The 14389-nt window shown below is 69.7% G+C and carries 17 protein-coding genes; 14 read left to right on the forward strand and 3 right to left on the reverse strand.

Going from position 1 to position 14389, the window contains the following annotated elements; all coding sequences use genetic code 11:
* Positions 1 to 13: 13 nt before the first annotated feature.
* From gspL to DIE12_RS09570, 3 genes are read left to right on the forward strand one after another with little or no spacing between them, the layout of a single operon-like run.
* Positions 14 to 1387: a type II secretion system protein GspL gene (gene gspL / locus DIE12_RS09560; RefSeq protein ID WP_124520434.1), complete on the forward strand. Its 1374-nt coding sequence runs from the start codon at positions 14 to 16 to the stop codon at positions 1385 to 1387.
* Positions 1384 to 1890 (forward strand): type II secretion system protein GspM, encoded by a 507-nt coding sequence (gene gspM / locus DIE12_RS09565; protein WP_124486798.1) that lies wholly within the window; start codon positions 1384 to 1386, stop codon positions 1888 to 1890. The genes gspL and gspM overlap by 4 nt, the downstream gene beginning before the upstream one ends.
* A gap of 31 nt (positions 1891 to 1921) precedes the next feature.
* Positions 1922 to 2710 (forward strand): type II secretion system protein N, encoded by a 789-nt coding sequence (locus DIE12_RS09570; RefSeq protein WP_124520509.1) that lies wholly within the window; start codon positions 1922 to 1924, stop codon positions 2708 to 2710.
* 27 nt (positions 2711 to 2737) lie between these two features.
* Here the strand turns inward: DIE12_RS09570 and DIE12_RS09575 are convergent, their stop codons facing one another.
* Both DIE12_RS09575 and DIE12_RS09580 read right to left on the reverse strand, forming a co-directional pair.
* Complete coding sequence (locus DIE12_RS09575; protein WP_124520433.1) at positions 2738 to 4285, reverse strand: efflux transporter outer membrane subunit; 1548 nt, start codon at positions 4283 to 4285, stop codon at positions 2738 to 2740.
* Between the two features lie 273 nt (positions 4286 to 4558).
* Positions 4559 to 4843 carry a multidrug ABC transporter ATPase gene (locus DIE12_RS09580; protein WP_082088525.1) on the reverse strand — a complete coding sequence of 95 codons (285 nt, stop codon included), beginning with the start codon at positions 4841 to 4843 and terminating at the stop codon, positions 4559 to 4561.
* A gap of 175 nt (positions 4844 to 5018) precedes the next feature.
* Here DIE12_RS09580 and DIE12_RS09585 point away from each other — a divergent pair, with 175 nt between their 5' ends.
* Both DIE12_RS09585 and DIE12_RS09590 read left to right on the forward strand, forming a co-directional pair.
* Complete coding sequence (locus tag DIE12_RS09585; protein WP_124520432.1) at positions 5019 to 5507, forward strand: MarR family winged helix-turn-helix transcriptional regulator; 489 nt, start codon at positions 5019 to 5021, stop codon at positions 5505 to 5507.
* Between the two features lie 175 nt (positions 5508 to 5682).
* Positions 5683 to 7245, forward strand: a complete 1563-nt coding sequence (locus DIE12_RS09590; protein ID WP_124486794.1) for a DHA2 family efflux MFS transporter permease subunit — start codon at positions 5683 to 5685, stop codon at positions 7243 to 7245.
* A gap of 66 nt (positions 7246 to 7311) precedes the next feature.
* On the opposite strand, the gene DIE12_RS09595 is transcribed toward DIE12_RS09590, so the two are convergent.
* Positions 7312 to 8238, reverse strand: coding sequence for a LysR family transcriptional regulator (locus DIE12_RS09595; protein ID WP_044845196.1), 927 nt, complete (start codon positions 8236 to 8238; stop codon positions 7312 to 7314).
* Between the two features lie 139 nt (positions 8239 to 8377).
* Here DIE12_RS09595 and DIE12_RS09600 point away from each other — a divergent pair, with 139 nt between their 5' ends.
* From DIE12_RS09600 to fliR, 9 genes are all read left to right on the forward strand, one after another.
* On the forward strand, positions 8378 to 8854 hold the full coding sequence (locus DIE12_RS09600) for a CidA/LrgA family protein (protein ID WP_044845195.1): 477 nt from the start codon (positions 8378 to 8380) through the stop codon (positions 8852 to 8854).
* Positions 8855 to 8867: 13 nt separating this feature from the next.
* The gene (locus DIE12_RS09605; RefSeq protein WP_044845194.1) at positions 8868 to 9590 is read left to right on the forward strand and encodes an LrgB family protein; all 723 of its coding nucleotides are present in this window, start codon (positions 8868 to 8870) and stop codon (positions 9588 to 9590) included.
* 200 nt (positions 9591 to 9790) lie between these two features.
* Positions 9791 to 10327 (forward strand): flagellar basal body-associated protein FliL, encoded by a 537-nt coding sequence (fliL, locus tag DIE12_RS09610; RefSeq protein ID WP_124486793.1) that lies wholly within the window; start codon positions 9791 to 9793, stop codon positions 10325 to 10327.
* A 22-nt stretch (positions 10328 to 10349) separates the two neighbouring features.
* Complete coding sequence (gene fliM / locus DIE12_RS09615; RefSeq protein ID WP_124486792.1) at positions 10350 to 11348, forward strand: flagellar motor switch protein FliM; 999 nt, start codon at positions 10350 to 10352, stop codon at positions 11346 to 11348.
* Entirely contained in the window at positions 11341 to 11832 is a 492-nt protein-coding gene (fliN, locus tag DIE12_RS09620; protein WP_124486791.1) for a flagellar motor switch protein FliN, read from the forward strand. The genes fliM and fliN overlap by 8 nt, the downstream gene beginning before the upstream one ends.
* Positions 11829 to 12389 carry a flagellar biosynthetic protein FliO gene (fliO, locus tag DIE12_RS09625; RefSeq protein WP_124520431.1) on the forward strand — a complete coding sequence of 187 codons (561 nt, stop codon included), beginning with the start codon at positions 11829 to 11831 and terminating at the stop codon, positions 12387 to 12389. Before fliN ends, fliO begins: the two co-directional genes overlap by 4 nt.
* A gap of 36 nt (positions 12390 to 12425) precedes the next feature.
* Positions 12426 to 13187: a flagellar type III secretion system pore protein FliP gene (gene fliP / locus DIE12_RS09630; RefSeq protein WP_124520430.1), complete on the forward strand. Its 762-nt coding sequence runs from the start codon at positions 12426 to 12428 to the stop codon at positions 13185 to 13187.
* Positions 13188 to 13203: 16 nt separating this feature from the next.
* A complete protein-coding gene (fliQ, locus tag DIE12_RS09635) occupies positions 13204 to 13476 on the forward strand; it encodes a flagellar biosynthesis protein FliQ (protein WP_006750427.1) in 273 nt (90 codons plus the stop codon).
* Between the two features lie 29 nt (positions 13477 to 13505).
* Positions 13506 to 14297 carry a flagellar biosynthetic protein FliR gene (fliR, locus tag DIE12_RS09640; RefSeq protein ID WP_124520429.1) on the forward strand — a complete coding sequence of 264 codons (792 nt, stop codon included), beginning with the start codon at positions 13506 to 13508 and terminating at the stop codon, positions 14295 to 14297.
* Positions 14298 to 14389 lie beyond the last annotated feature (92 nt).

Here is a 14389-nt window from a genome sequence, read left to right on the forward strand (position 1 = left end):
GGGAGAGGAGCTCTTGAGCACGCTGATTGTTTCTTTGCCGCCGCGCGAGCCGGCCGTGCCGTTGCAGGAATGGCAGTGGCCCGAGCTGCCGTTCACGCTCGTGGACAAGGCCGGCCAGGTGCAGCGCGCGGGCCGCGCCGCGCTCGCGCTGCTGCCGCGCGCGAACGCGACGGTGCTGATCGTCGCCGCGCGCGACGTGCTGCTGCTGGCCGCGACCGTGCCGCCGCTCAAGGGGCCGAAGCTGCGCCAGGCGCTGCCGAACATCGTCGAGGATCAGCTGATCCAGGATCCGCTCGGCTGCCATGTCGCGCTCGATCCGGTCGCGCTGCCCGACGGCCGTCGCGTGCTGGCCGTCGTCGACCGCGCGTGGTTCCGCGCGATCTGCGATGCGTTCACCGCGGCCGGCCACCGGCACCTGAGCGCGGTGCCCGCGACGCGCTGCCTGCCCGCGCCGCGCGCGCCGGCGTCGGAAGCTGCACCGGATGCGCATGCCGACGGTGAGGCCACCCAAGCCGACGCGCTCACGGATGCGGTCGAGCCGCCTGCGCGCCCGACCGCGGTCGCCGCGGTGCTCGGCCTCACGACGGCGATCGAGCCGGTGCTCGTGGAAGCCGGCGCGCAGCCGGCCGCGGCCGGTGCGCCGCGTCTCGAGTTCGCGGTCGCGCGCGGCGCGCTCGGCGAAGGGTTCGCGGCGCCTGCGTCGCGCGCGGCCGGCACGCTCGCCGCGCTCGCGGGCGGCGGCGACGTCGAACTGTACGAACTCGGCGAACCGGGCGCGGAGCCGCGCCTCGCGTCGGTCGGACGCGCCGACGGCCCGCTGCTGCCGGGCGCGCAACCGCTGCCGTTCGATGCGTTCGCGCGGCGTGCGCTGACCGAGCGCTTCGATCTGTGCCAGTTCGAATTCGAATCGCAGCCGTGGCGCTTCGACCGCGCGACGCTGAAGCGCCTGCGCGTGCCGATCGCACTCGCCGCGGCCACGCTCGGCGTCGCGGTGATCGGGATGAACCTGCACTGGTGGAAGCTGTCGCGCGAGCGCGACGCGCTGTCCGCGCAGATCACCGAGACGCTGCTGTCTGCCTTCCCCAAGACGACGACGGTGCTCGATCCGCCCGCGCAGATGCAGCGTCAGCTCGACCAGCTGCGCCTCGCGGCGGGCGAGCTGTCGCCGAACGATTTCCTCGCGCTGTCGAGCGGGCTGTCGCGTTCGATGGGCGCGCTGCCGCTGAACGGTATCGCGTCGCTCGATTATCACGACCGGCGGCTCGACGTCGGCTTCAAGCCGGAGGTCAAGGTCGACCCCGATTTCCCGCAGCGTCTCGCGCGCAACGGGCTGGCCGGCGAAGTCGACAGCAGCACCGGCAAATGGACGATCCGGAGCCGCTCATGAAGACGGAACAACTGACCCAGACGCTGGCCCAGTTCTGGGGCGAGCGCACGCCGCGCGAGCGGACGCTGCTCGGCTGGGGCGGCGCCGTGCTGGCCGTCGCGATCGCGTATTCGGTGCTGTGGTCGCCCGCGGAGGAAGGCCGCGCGCGGATCCGGCGCGAGCTCCCGACGATGCGCCAGGAACTCGCGCAGATGACCGCGCAGGCCAACGAGGCGAAGTCGTTGACGGCCGCCGCGCAAGGCGTCGCGCCGACCGGTCTTGCGCTGAAGGACGCGCTCACCGCGTCGCTGTCCGATCACGGGCTGCAGGGCGCGCAGGTGCAGGTCGTCGGCAACGGTGTGCAGATCCAGATGAAGAACGCCTCGTTTCCGGTGTGGACGCAGTGGCTCGACGACGCGCGCCGGCAGTTCAAGGTGCAGGTCGGCGAAGCGCACGTGACCGGACTGAAGGAAGACGGCCAGGTCGACCTGACGGCCGTGATGCAACCCTCGACGCAGAAATGACGCAGTGGATGAAACCAGCGACGGTCGGCCGATGAGGCCAGGGATCAGGCGGCTCGCCGCCGCATTGCCGTGGGTGGTGGCAGGCGGGTTCGCGACGGCGCTGACGCTCGTCGCGCTCGCGCCGGCCGCGTGGATCGCGCCGCAGTTCGCGCGCGCGAGCGGCGGCCACGTGAACCTCGTCGATCCGGACGGATCGCTGTGGCACGGGTCGGGCACGCTGATGCTCGCACCGGGCGCGGACCAGAGCGCGGCAACGCTGCTGCCGGGGCGGGTCGAATGGACCACGGGCTTCTGGCCGCTCCTGAGCGGGCGCGTGCGGATGCGCATGCGGCAGACCGAGGCGATGCCCGACGCCGTCACGCTCGACGCGACGTGGCGCGGCGCCGTGCTGTCGGCGGGCACGATGGCCGTGCCCGCGTCGCTGCTTGCCGGGCTCGGCACGCCGTTCAACACGCTCGACCTGCAGGGCGACGTGCGGCTCGGCTGGACCGACTGGCGGATGATCGGCAACAGCGCGTTCGGCCAGCTGACGGTGACGATCGATTCGATGAGTTCGCGCGTGTCGCGCGTGAAGCCGCTCGGGTCGTATCGCGCAGTGCTGCAGGCGAAGGGCTCGGGCGCCGATCTCGACCTGTCGACGACGCAGGGCCCGCTGTTCCTCGACGGACACGGCAGCTTCGGCCCCGGCCAGGGTTCGTTTCGCGGCACCGCGCATGCGGCGCCCGAGCAGCAGGCGAACCTCGCGGGGCTGCTGAACCTGCTCGGCCATCCGATCGGCAACAACGAAGTGTCGCTGATCTTCGGCGACGCGACGCGCTGACGCGCGCGCCACCCTCTCCTTTCCGTCTTACTTCTGCGCGAGCGGCACGGCGGCCGACGGTGCGGTCGCGGCCGGCGCCGCCGCACCGGATGCCGGCGCCGGCGCCGCCATGTCGCCCGTTTCGCGTGCGATGTCCGACGCATCCCAGCCGCCGCCGAGCGCCTTCACGAGCCCGACCGACGACACCATCCGCTGGCCTGCGATCGTCGCGAGCTTCTGCTGCGCGGTGAACGCGGTGGTCTGCGCGGTCAGCACGTTCAGGTAGGCGACCGTGCCGGCCTTGTACTGGTTCGTGACGATCGCGAGCGCGTGCTGGGCGCTGTCGACGGCCTGCCGCTGCACGTCGACTTCCTGAGCGAGGATGCGCTGCGACGCGAGGTTGTCCTCGACGTCCTGGAACGCCGTGAGCACCGCGAGGCGGTACGCGGCGACGTCCTGGTCGTAGGTCGCGCGCGCGGCATCCGTTTGCGCGGCGCGCAGGCCGGCGTCGAACAGCGTCGCCGCGAGCTGCGGGCCGACCGTCCAGAACCGCGCGGGCAGCGTGAACAGTTGCGACCACACCGAGCTCTGGAAGCCGCCGGTGGCCGACAGGGTGAGCGTCGGGAAGAACGCGGCGATCGCGACGCCGATCTGCTCGTTCGCGGCCGCCGCGCGGCGCTCGGCCGCCGCGATGTCGGGCCGGCGCTCGAGCAGCGCGGACGGCACGTCGACCGGCGTGATCGGCGGCTCCGCCGCGAGCGGGTTCGGCGCCAGCGAGAACGTCGATGCCGGTTCGCCGATCAGTGTCGCGATCGCATGCTCGTACTGCGCGCGCGCGACGCCGTTGTCGATCGACGCGGCCTGCGCGCTCTGCAGCTGCGTCTGCGCCTGGATCACGTCCGCGCGCGCGGCGACGCCCTGCGCGTACTGGTTCTGCGTGAGCTTCAGCGATTCGCCGTACGACTTCACGGTGTCGTCGAGCAGCTTCTGCAGCGCGTCGGACGTGCGCAGCTGGAAGTAGGTCTGCGCGAGCAGCGCCTGCTGCGAGAGCCGCGCGTTCGCGAGATCGGCCGCGGCGGCCGCTTCGCCGGCGCGCTGCGCGCTGACGGTGCGGCTCACCTTGCCCCACAGGTCGGGTTCCCAGCTCGCGTCGAGGCCGACGCTGTAGCTGTTGCTGATCGACGAACTGCTGCCGAAGCTCGACGAAGACGACGTACGCCCCGTCCGGGAGCGCGAGCCCGAGGCGGTCAGCCCGACGGTCGGGAAGTACGCGGCACGCGCTTCGGCGACGAGCGCGCGGGCCTGCCGGTACGCGGCGGCCGATTGCGCGATGGTCTGGTTCGATGCGTTGAGCTTGCCGACCAGCGCGTCGAGCTGCGGGTCGTTGTAGACGCTCCACCACGGACCGCGGTCGGCGCGGTCGGCGGGCTGCGCGACTTTCCAGCCGGCCGGCGCTTCCTTGAAGGCGGCGGGGATCGACGTGTCGGGCCGGTGATAGTCGGGCCCGACGGCGCAGCCGGCGAGCAGCACGGCCGTCGCGACGGCGACGGCGGCGCTCAGCGGGCGAAGGGCGCGCGGGAGGGGAGCGTACGGCATGGTGGTTTTCCTGTCGGGATGCTGCGGCCGGCGAGCGGCGTCGCGCGATGCGGTCGTCGTGCCGCTGGCGGACAAATGGTAACTGACGGCGGGAAAGCCGCGCAGCCCTAAGGGTACGGTGCGCGGCGGCACGAATGTGTTACCGGCGCGGCCGGCCGGTTTACCGGTCATTACGGATCGCTTGCGCTCGAGGCAGGCGACGAATGCGGCGCAGACGAAGCCGGGCCGCGGGGTGCGGCCGGCATTCGGTCGGGATGACGGGAGCCGGCGGTGTCAGTGACAGCGCGCGGGCACCGGGACGGGATCGGCGGCGGACCGCCATGTCGACGGCTCCGTGGCCGCCGGCCGGCTCGTGCGGCGGGCGGCGCCCTTCGCGTTGCGCTGCCGGCGGTGATCGAACCAGGCAAACCCGAGCGCCGCGAGCGACCCGCCCGGCACCACCAGCATCGTCACGTACAGCGCGATCTTCCAGCCGCGGTGCGGCCCGGAGAACACATGATGAGCGGTATCGGTCAGGTTGCGGCGCAGCGCGCCGGCGGCATTTTTCAGGAACAGCATTGCGAACATCCTCGGGTGCCCGGCAGCGCGGGCTGAGCGGTCAGAACATCGTCTCCGGCAGTGCGGCATGCACGTCGTAACTGGTTGCCTGAAATAATATTGACTAAGCAATCATTTTTCAAGATACTGGGCGCGTTTTGACCTGAAACGCACTGTTGCTGCGCGCGCAATTCGCATGAACGGCGGCCTCTACGATCCCGACACCATCGCACTGGAAACGAGCCTCGGTTATTACCTGACCAAGGCCCGGCAGGCGCTCGTCGAGCGAATGGACCGCGCACTCGAGCCGTACGACCTCACCGCGCAGCAGATCGGCGTGATCCTGCTGCTGTCGCGCGGTTATGCGCGCACGCCGTTCGAGCTGTCGCGCAAGATGTCGTACGACAGCGGTTCGATGACCCGGATGCTCGACCGCCTCGAGCGCAAGGGCCTGGTCGCGCGCTCGCGCAGCGAACAGGACCGCCGCGTGATCGAGCTGACGCTGACCGAGCGCGGCGCCGACGCGGCCCGCGCGCTGCCGTCGCTGATCGCGACCGCGTTGAACGCGCAGCTCGCCGGTTTCTCGGCCGACGAACTCGCGCTGCTCACCGGCCTGCTGCAGCGGTTCATCGCCAACGGGCCCGGCGACGGCGGCTGCCCGAAGCCCGACGAACCGGATTGCTGAGCGCGGGAGGCCCGATGTCTAGGTTAAGCATTCGCTTATTTCTCTGTCTGGGCAGAAGATGACGAGGCACGTGCTCCATCTCTCCCCTCACCCGTTCCACCCGTCCGGGCCGCGCGATAGGGTGCGCCCGTGTGTTGTGCCGGCGCGCTGCGCGCGTCGCGTCTAGGAGATTCCGATGTCCGCCACCACGGCATCCGCCGCGCCACCTGCCGCCCAACCCGCGCCGCTCACCGGCGGCGCGCTCGCGCTCCTCACCGTCGGGCTCGCGCTCGGCACCTTCATGGAAGTGCTCGACACGTCGATCGCGAACGTCGCGGTGCCGACCATCTCGGGCAGCCTCGGCGTCGCGACGAGCGAAGGCACGTGGGTGATCTCGTCGTATTCGGTCGCGTCCGCGATCGCGGTGCCGCTGACCGGCTGGCTCGCACGGCGGGTCGGCGAGGTGCGCCTGTTCACGCTGTCGGTGCTCGCGTTCACGATCGCGTCGGCGCTGTGCGGCCTCGCGGAGAACTTCGAGACGCTGATCGCGTTCCGGCTGCTGCAGGGCCTCGTGTCCGGGCCGATGGTGCCGCTGTCGCAGACGATCCTGATGCGCAGCTATCCGCCCGCGAAGCGCGGGCTCGCGCTCGGGCTATGGGCGATGACGGTGATCGTCGCGCCGATCTTCGGCCCGTTGCTGGGCGGCTGGATCAGCGACAACTACACGTGGCCGTGGATCTTCTACATCAACCTGCCGATCGGGATCTTCTCGGCGGCCTGCGCATACTTCCTGCTGCGCGGCCGCGAGACGAAGACGACGAAGCAGCGGATCGACGCGATCGGCCTCGCGCTGCTCGTGATCGGCGTATCGTGCCTGCAGATGATGCTGGACCTCGGCAAGGACCGCGACTGGTTCAACTCGAGCTTCATCGTCGCGCTCGCGCTGATCGCGGTCGTGTCGCTCGCGTTCATGCTCGTGTGGGAGGCGACCGAGAAGGAACCGGTGGTCGACCTGTCGCTGTTCAAGGACCGCAACTTCGCGCTCGGCGCGCTGATCATCTCGTTCGGCTTCATGGCGTTCTTCGGCTCGGTCGTGATCTTCCCGCTGTGGCTGCAGACGGTGATGGGCTACACGGCCGGCAAGGCCGGCCTCGCGACCGCGCCGGTCGGGCTGCTCGCGCTGGTGCTGTCGCCGCTGATCGGGCGCAACATGCACCGGCTCGACCTGCGGATGGTCGCGAGCTTCGCGTTCATCGTGTTCGCGGGTGTATCGGTCTGGAATTCGACGTTCACGCTCGACGTGCCGTTCAACCACGTGATCCTGCCGCGGCTCGTGCAGGGGATCGGCGTCGCCTGCTTCTTCGTGCCGATGACGACGATCACGCTGTCGAGCATCTCCGACGAGCGGCTCGCGAGCGCGTCCGGGCTGTCGAACTTCCTGCGCACGCTGTCGGGCGCGATCGGCACCGCGGCCAGCTCGACGTTCTGGGAGAACGATGCGATCTATCACCACGCGCGGCTGTCGGAATCGGTGAGCATCTACGCGCAGAGCACGACCGACTACCAGGGCGCGCTCGCGCAGCTCGGGATCGTCGGGCAGACGGCCAACGCGCAGCTCAACCAGCTCGTCACGCAGCAGGGCTTCATGATGGCGACCAACGACTTCTTCCATCTGTCGGCGGGCGTGTTCATCGCACTCGCGGCGCTTGTGTGGATCACGAAGCCGAGGAAAGGCGCGGGGCCGGCGATGGGGCATTGAACGCGCGGCGGGCCGCGCCGGCCTCCGCCCGTTCGTCGTATCGCTGCGCCGCCCGCGCCGCGCGCCTCACTCCCTCGCCCGCAACCCGCCGAAGGCCAGATCGTCGCCCGACGCGATCGGCAGCGTCGCCCGCGCGACGTCGAGCCACGCCCGCGCCGCGTGCGACAGGTAACCCTTCTTCAGCCAGCCGAGCGCGATCGCCCAGGTGATCTCCGGCTCGACGATCGGCCGGCACGTGAACTGCCGCGCATCGAGCCGCCGGCAGTACGGCTCCGGCAACAGCGCGATGCCGACCCCCGCGTGCACCAGCGCGGCCATGAAATCCCAATGACCGCTGCGGCTCACGATCGACGGCGTGAAGCCGGCCTGCCGGCACGCGTCGAGCACCGCGTCGTGCAGCGCGAGGCTTTCCGCGTAGAACACGAACGACTCGCGCGCCAGATCGGCGAGCGGCACGGCCGTGTGATCCTCCCAGCGCGACTCGCGCGGCGCGACCAGCCACAGCGGCGCGCGCACCATCGGCAGTCGCTCGAACGTGGCCGGATCGACCGGCTCCAGCAGCCCGCCGAGCTCGAGCTCGCCCGACATCAGCGCGGCCTCGATCATCCGCGCGCCCTGCTCGAACAGCTTCAGCTCGATGTTCGGATAACGCTGCTTGTACGCGGCGATGATCGGCGTGAACAGCGACCCGCCGAGCGGCGGAATGCCGATCGTCAGCTCGCCGCGCCCGAGCGTGCCCAGATCCTTCAGTTCCGACTGCAGCTGCGCCTGCGCGGCGAGCACGTCCTGGCCGCGCTGGAACACGATCCGCCCCGCGTCGGTCAGCACCATCTGCCGGCCGTCGCGCAGCAACAGCGGCGAGCCGATCTCGTCCTCGAGCGCCTTCACCATCTTGCTGATGGTCGGCTGCGTGACGAACAACCGGTCGGCGGCCGCCGTGAAGCTCTGCTGACGGACCACCTCGACGAAGTACCGCAGCGCGCGCAATTCCATCGATGACTCCCCAAGTTGGTGCAACGAACCAAGCTGAATTCCGAATTGGAATGACAAGGATAGAGACAAGTCATTTTATTTATGGTTAGGGGAAACCCTATACTCACACCATCAACGCAACATCTGTATGGAGCCCGCCATGACCAAGCCGACCGCCACTGCCGCCGCCCGCCCCGCCGCTGCGGGCAACGTTGCGCGTACGGGCCGGATCGTGCTGCAGGCCACCGCGCTCGGCGTGCTGTGGATGGCGGTCGACTGGGCCGTGCGCGCGGTCGGGCTGCCGGTGCCGTCCGGCGTCGTCGGCCTCGCGGTGCTGCTCGCGCTGCTGTTCTCGGGCCGGGTCGCGCCCGCGTGGGTGAAGGACGGCGCGAACTGGCTCCTGTCCGACATGCTGCTGTTCTTCGTGCCGGCCGCTGTCGCGGCCGTCCAGTATGGCGGGCTGTTCCGCGAGGACGGCTGGCGCATCGCGCTGGTCATGCTCGCCGGCACCGCGTTCGTGATGGTCGCGGTGGCGGTGGCGGTCGACCTCGCCGCGAAGCTCGAGCGCCGGCTCGCCGCGCAGCGCGTGTTCGCCGAGCGCCGCCGTGCGCGCCTCGCGACCGCGTCGGCCCACTGAGCCGGAGCCTGCGATGCTTGCGCTGCTGTCGAACCTGTCCGCCGACCGCGTGAATACCGCGATCTCCGTCGGCTGCTTCGTGCTGACGGTCGTCCTGTATTTCGTGTCGAAGCGGCTCTACGCATACAGGAAGACGCTGCTGTTCTCGCCGCTCGTGTTCGTGCCGGGCGTGCTGGCGCTGCTCGTCGTGCTGACCGGCATCCCGTATTCGGTCTACTTCCGCGACACGCGCTGGCTGATGTGGCTGCTCGGCCCGGCGACGATCGCGTTCGCGGTGCCGATCTACGAGTATCGCGACCTGATCCGCCGCCACTGGCTGTCGCTGTCGGTCGGCGTCGCGGTCGGGATCGGTGCCGGCGTGTGCGGATCGCTGCTGCTCGCGAAGCTGCTGCACCTGTCGCCCGAGCTGCAGCGCTCGCTGATGACGCGCTCGGTGTCGACCCCGTTCGCGCTCGCCGTTTCCGACAAGATCCATGCGCCGAAGGATCTCACCGCGCTGTTCGTGATCGCGACCGGCATCTGCGGGATGCTGCTCGGCGAGATCGTGCTCGCGCTGGTGCCGATGCGCACGCGGCTCGCGCGCGGCGCGCTGTTCGGCGCGGCCGCCCACGGCGTGGGCACGGCGAAGGCGCGCGAGATCGGCAGCGAGGAAGGCGTCGTGTCGAGCCTCACGATGATGATCGCGGGCGTGGCGATGGTGCTGATCGCGCCGCTGCTGTCGCTGCTGCCGATCTGACGATGCGCGGGCGGGTGCCGCCGCCCGCCCTTCCCGCCTGAAGGCCCGGATGCCCGCCGGTCGCCCGCCTCACCGCTCGCAGACGCCGTTTTCCCGCCGCTCGTACCCTGCATCGAGCCGACACCCGGCCGACAATCGGCTGAGATAGCCGCAATTCCCCCCTCTTTTCCGCCCATCGGGCTCGGCCCGGATGCCGAACAATGCATGCTACGAGACATCACGCACGCATTCACATGGCCTCCACGACCGCAAACCCGACTGCCGACAAGCCGGCCTCGTCCGGCAAGTTCAAGCGCATCGCGCTCATCGCCGTCATCGCGCTGGGCGCAGCGGCCGCCGCCGCGGGCGGCATGTACGTGTTCCTGAGCAAGACCGGCGTCGGCCATGCGAGCGCGCCCGCCGAACCGGCGCCGCTGGCAGCCCCGGTGTTCTTCCCGCTCGACCCGCTGACCGTCAACCTGCAGTCGGACGACGGCGTGCAGCACTACCTGCGCGTCGGCCTGTCGCTGAAGCTCACCGACCCGAAGGCACAGGAGCAGCTGACCGCGCGCATGCCGGAGACCCGCAGCCGGATCCTGCTCGCGCTGTCGAACAAGCATCCCGAGGATCTCGCGACGCCGGACGGCAAGCGTTCGCTCGCGAAGGAGCTGCGCGAGCTGATCGAACAGCCGACGCAGCCGGGCAACCAGCGCGCGAAGGTCGACGACGTGCTGTTCACCGAATTCGTCGTCCAGTAACGCGGCCGGAAAAGGAGCGCGCATGGGCCACCAGGAGTTCATGTCCCAGGAGGAGGTCGATGCCCTCCTCAAGGGCGTCACGGGCGAAACCGACGCAATCGACGAGCAGCGCGATACGTCGGGCGTCCGCCCCTACAACATCGCGACGCAGGAGCGGATCGTCCGCGGCCGGATGCCCGGCCTCGAGATCATCAACGACCGCTTCGCGCGCCTCTTGCGGATCGGCATCTTCAACTTCATGCGGCGCACGGCGGAAATCTCCGTGAGCCAGGTGAAGGTGCAGAAGTACAGCGAGTTCACCCGCAACCTGCCGATCCCGACGAACCTGAACCTGGTGCACGTGAAGCCGCTGCGCGGCACGTCGCTGTTCGTGTTCGACCCGAACCTCGTGTTCTTCGTCGTCGACAACCTGTTCGGCGGCGACGGGCGTTTCCACACGCGCGTCGAGGGCCGCGACTTCACGGCCACCGAGCAGCGGATCATCGGCAAGCTGCTGAACCTCGTGTTCGAGCACTACACGACCGCGTGGAAGAGCGTGCGGCCGCTGCAGTTCGAATTCGTGCGCTCGGAGATGCACACGCAGTTCGCGAACGTCGCGACGCCGAACGAGATCGTGATCGTCACGCAGTTCTCGATCGAGTTCGGGCCGACGGGCGGCACGCTGCACATCTGCATGCCGTACTCGATGGTCGAGCCGATCCGCGACGTGCTCGCGTCGCCGATCCAGGGCGAGGCGCTCGAAGTCGACCGCCGCTGGGTGCGCGTGCTGTCGCAGCAGGTGCAGTCGGCCGAGGTCGAGCTGAGCGCGGATCTCGCCGAGATCCCGTCGACGTTCGAGAAGATCCTGAACCTGCGCGCGGGCGATGTGCTGCCGCTGGAGATCGCGGACACGATCACCGCGAAGGTCGACGGCGTGCCGGTGATGGAGTGCGGCTACGGCATTTTCAATGGTCAATATGCGTTGCGCGTACAGAAGATGATCAGCGCGGGCGACACGATGAAGGAAGGTGGATATGAGTGAGCTGAACCCGACGACCGAACTCGACCCGCAGGCACTCGCCGACGCGGCCCTCGCGGAATCGGCCGCGGCCGTGCAGGCAGCACCCGCCGCCGCGGAAGAGGATTCGGGCATTGACGACTGGGCTGCCGCGCTCGCCGAGCAGAACCAGCAGCCGGTGCAGGCGGGCGCGACCGGCGCCGGCGTGTTCCAGCCGCTGTCGAAGGCCGCGGCCAGCTCGACGCACAACGACATCGAGATGATTCTCGACATCCCGGTCAAGATGACCGTGGAGCTCGGCCGCACCAAGATCGCGATCCGCAACCTGCTGCAGCTCGCGCAGGGGTCGGTCGTCGAGCTCGACGGCCTCGCCGGCGAGCCGATGGACGTGCTCGTGAACGGCTGCCTGATCGCGCAGGGCGAGGTCGTGGTGGTCAACGACAAGTTCGGCATCCGGCTGACCGACATCATCACGCCGGCCGAACGGATCCGGAAGCTGAATCGATGAAAGTCGTGACGTCCGGCCGCCGCGCGCGCCTGTTCGCGATCGCGGCGGCGGCTGCCGTTGCCGCGTCGCTTGCGTGCGCGCCGGCCGGCGCCGCCGACATGAACGCGGTGAACAACGCCGGCGCCATCGCATCGAGCGTGACGGTCGGCTCGGCCGTGCCGTCGCTCGGCGTCGGCGCGGTGCTGCAGACGCTCGTCGGGCTCGCGGTCGTGATCGGCCTCGTGTTCGGCTGCGCGTGGCTCGCGCGCCGCTTCGGGTTCCAGCCCGCGCGGCGCGGTGGCCCGCTGAAGGTCGTGTCGAGCGTCGCGCTCGGCGCGAAGGAAAGCGCGACGATCGTCGAGATCGGCGACACCTGGCTCGTGCTCGGCGTCGCGCCGGGCAACGTGCGGCTGCTGCATACGCTGCCGGCCGGCTCGGCGGCGGCCACCGCGACGGCCGAGGCACCCGCCGGCGGCACCGCAACCGGCGGCGGCCAGCCCGGCACGTTCGGCGCGCGGTTTCGCGACGCGCTCGCGGGCGAAGCCGCGAAGCGCTTCGGACGCGGCAAGGACCGCTGACATGGCGTCGCGCCCTCTTTCCGTACTCGCATTCCGATGAAACACGAATTCCTGCGTCGCGCGGCGCGCTTCGCGCCCGTGCTGATCCTCTGCGCCGCCCCGGCGCTCGCGTGCGCGCAGGCGGCCGGCCTGCCCGCGTTCAACACCAGCCCGGGCCCGAACGGCGGCACCACCTATTCGCTGAGCGTGCAGACGATGCTGCTGCTCACGATGCTGTCGTTCCTGCCGGCGATGCTGCTGATGATGACGAGCTTCACGCGCATCATCATCGTGCTGTCGCTGCTGCGCCAGGCGCTCGGCACCGCGACGACGCCGCCGAACCAGGTGCTGGTCGGCCTCGCGATGTTCCTCACCTTCTTCGTGATGTCACCGGTGCTCGACCGTGCGTACGCCGACGGCTACAAGCCGTTTTCCGACGGCTCGATGCCGATGGAGCAGGCCGTGCAGCGCGGCGTCGCGCCGTTCAAGACCTTCATGCTGAAGCAGACCCGCGAGACCGATCTCGCGCTGTTCGCGAAGATCTCGAAGGCCGCGCCGATGCAGGGCCCGGAAGACGTGCCGCTGTCGCTGCTGGTGCCCGCGTTCGTCACGAGCGAGCTGAAGACCGGCTTCCAGATCGGCTTCACGATCTTCATCCCGTTCCTGATCATCGACATGGTCGTCGCGAGCGTGCTGATGTCGATGGGGATGATGATGGTGTCGCCGTCCACCGTGTCGCTGCCGTTCAAGCTGATGCTGTTCGTGCTGGTCGACGGCTGGCAGCTCCTGATCGGCTCGCTCGCGCAGAGCTTCACGTAAGCGGAGGACGCGCACGATGACACCCGAACAGGTGATGACGCTGGCGCACCAGGCGATGATGGTCGGCCTGCTGCTGGCCGCCCCGCTGCTGCTGGTCGCGCTCGCGGTCGGCCTCGTCGTGAGCCTGTTCCAGGCCGCGACGCAGATCAACGAATCGACGCTGTCGTTCATCCCGAAGCTGCTCGCGGTGGCCGCGACGCTCGTGATCGCCGGCCCGTGGATGCTGACGACGATGCTCGACTACCTGCGGCAGACGCTGCTGCACGTCGCGACGCTCGGCGCCGGCTGAGCGGCGCGTCCGGCTTTCGTTCCCCCCCGATGTTCTCGGTTACCTACGCGCAGCTCAACGGCTGGCTGACGGCCTTCCTGTGGCCGTTCGTGCGGATGCTCGCGCTCGTCGCGACGGCACCCGTGGTCGGCCATGCGGCCGTGCCGGTGCGCGTGAAGATCGGCATCGCCGCGTTCCTGGCGCTGGTCGTCGCGCCGACGCTCGGCGCGATGCCGGGCGTCACGGTGTTCTCCGCGCAGGGCATCTGGATCGTCGTCACGCAGTTCCTGATCGGCGTTGCGATGGGCTTCACGATGCAGATCGTGTTCGCGGCCGTCGAGGCGGCCGGCGACTTCATCGGCCTGTCGATGGGGCTCGGTTTCGCGACCTTCTTCGACCCGCATTCGAACGGCGCGACGCCGGCGATGGGCCGCTTCCTGAATGCGATCGCGATGCTCGCGTTTCTCGCGGTGGACGGCCACCTGCAGGTGTTCGCGGCGCTGGCCGCGTCGTTCCAGACGCTGCCGGTGTCGGCCGACCTGCTGCACGCGCCCGGCTGGCGCACGCTCGCCGCGTTCGGCGCGACCGTGTTCGAGATGGGGCTGCTGCTCGCGCTGCCGGTCGTCGCGGCGCTGCTGATCGCGAACCTCGCGCTCGGGATCCTGAACCGCGCGGCGCCGCAGATCGGCATCTTCCAGATCGGCTTTCCGGTCACGATGCTGGTCGGGCTGTTGCTCGTGCAACTGATGATCCCGAACCTCGTGCCGTTCGTGTCGCATCTGTTCGACATGGGGCTGGATGCGATGGGGCGGGTGTTGCTCGGCTGGCGCCAGGCCGCTTGAGCCGCCGATTGCTGGAAAACCCCTAAAGGAACCGCCACCCCGCGAAAGGTTGCAGAAGGTTTCGCCTTCCTATACTCGTCAGGACGATGCAG

It is taken from the genome of Burkholderia sp. Bp9015, from assembly GCF_003853505.1.
Taxonomy (GTDB): Bacteria; Pseudomonadota; Gammaproteobacteria; order Burkholderiales; family Burkholderiaceae; genus Burkholderia.

Bases quoted from the DNA above. Each gene is read 5' to 3' on its own strand.
- gspM (WP_124486798.1), top strand. From the start codon at position 1,384: ATGAAGACGGAACAACTGACCCAGACGCTGGCCCAGTTCTGGGGCGAG.
- DIE12_RS09570 (WP_124520509.1), top strand. From the start codon at position 1,922: ATGAGGCCAGGGATCAGGCGGCTCGCCGCCGCATTGCCGTGGGTGGTG.
- DIE12_RS09575 (WP_124520433.1), bottom strand. From the start codon at position 4,285: ATGCCGTACGCTCCCCTCCCGCGCGCCCTTCGCCCGCTGAGCGCCGCC.
- DIE12_RS09580 (WP_082088525.1), bottom strand. From the start codon at position 4,843: ATGCTGTTCCTGAAAAATGCCGCCGGCGCGCTGCGCCGCAACCTGACC.
- DIE12_RS09585 (WP_124520432.1), top strand. From the start codon at position 5,019: ATGAACGGCGGCCTCTACGATCCCGACACCATCGCACTGGAAACGAGC.
- DIE12_RS09590 (WP_124486794.1), top strand. From the start codon at position 5,683: ATGTCCGCCACCACGGCATCCGCCGCGCCACCTGCCGCCCAACCCGCG.
- DIE12_RS09595 (WP_044845196.1), bottom strand. From the start codon at position 8,238: ATGGAATTGCGCGCGCTGCGGTACTTCGTCGAGGTGGTCCGTCAGCAG.
- DIE12_RS09600 (WP_044845195.1), top strand. From the start codon at position 8,378: ATGACCAAGCCGACCGCCACTGCCGCCGCCCGCCCCGCCGCTGCGGGC.
- DIE12_RS09605 (WP_044845194.1), top strand. From the start codon at position 8,868: ATGCTTGCGCTGCTGTCGAACCTGTCCGCCGACCGCGTGAATACCGCG.
- fliL (WP_124486793.1), top strand. From the start codon at position 9,791: ATGCATGCTACGAGACATCACGCACGCATTCACATGGCCTCCACGACC.
- fliM (WP_124486792.1), top strand. From the start codon at position 10,350: ATGGGCCACCAGGAGTTCATGTCCCAGGAGGAGGTCGATGCCCTCCTC.
- fliN (WP_124486791.1), top strand. From the start codon at position 11,341: ATGAGTGAGCTGAACCCGACGACCGAACTCGACCCGCAGGCACTCGCC.
- fliO (WP_124520431.1), top strand. From the start codon at position 11,829: ATGAAAGTCGTGACGTCCGGCCGCCGCGCGCGCCTGTTCGCGATCGCG.
- fliP (WP_124520430.1), top strand. From the start codon at position 12,426: ATGAAACACGAATTCCTGCGTCGCGCGGCGCGCTTCGCGCCCGTGCTG.
- fliQ (WP_006750427.1), top strand. From the start codon at position 13,204: ATGACACCCGAACAGGTGATGACGCTGGCGCACCAGGCGATGATGGTC.
- fliR (WP_124520429.1), top strand. From the start codon at position 13,506: ATGTTCTCGGTTACCTACGCGCAGCTCAACGGCTGGCTGACGGCCTTC.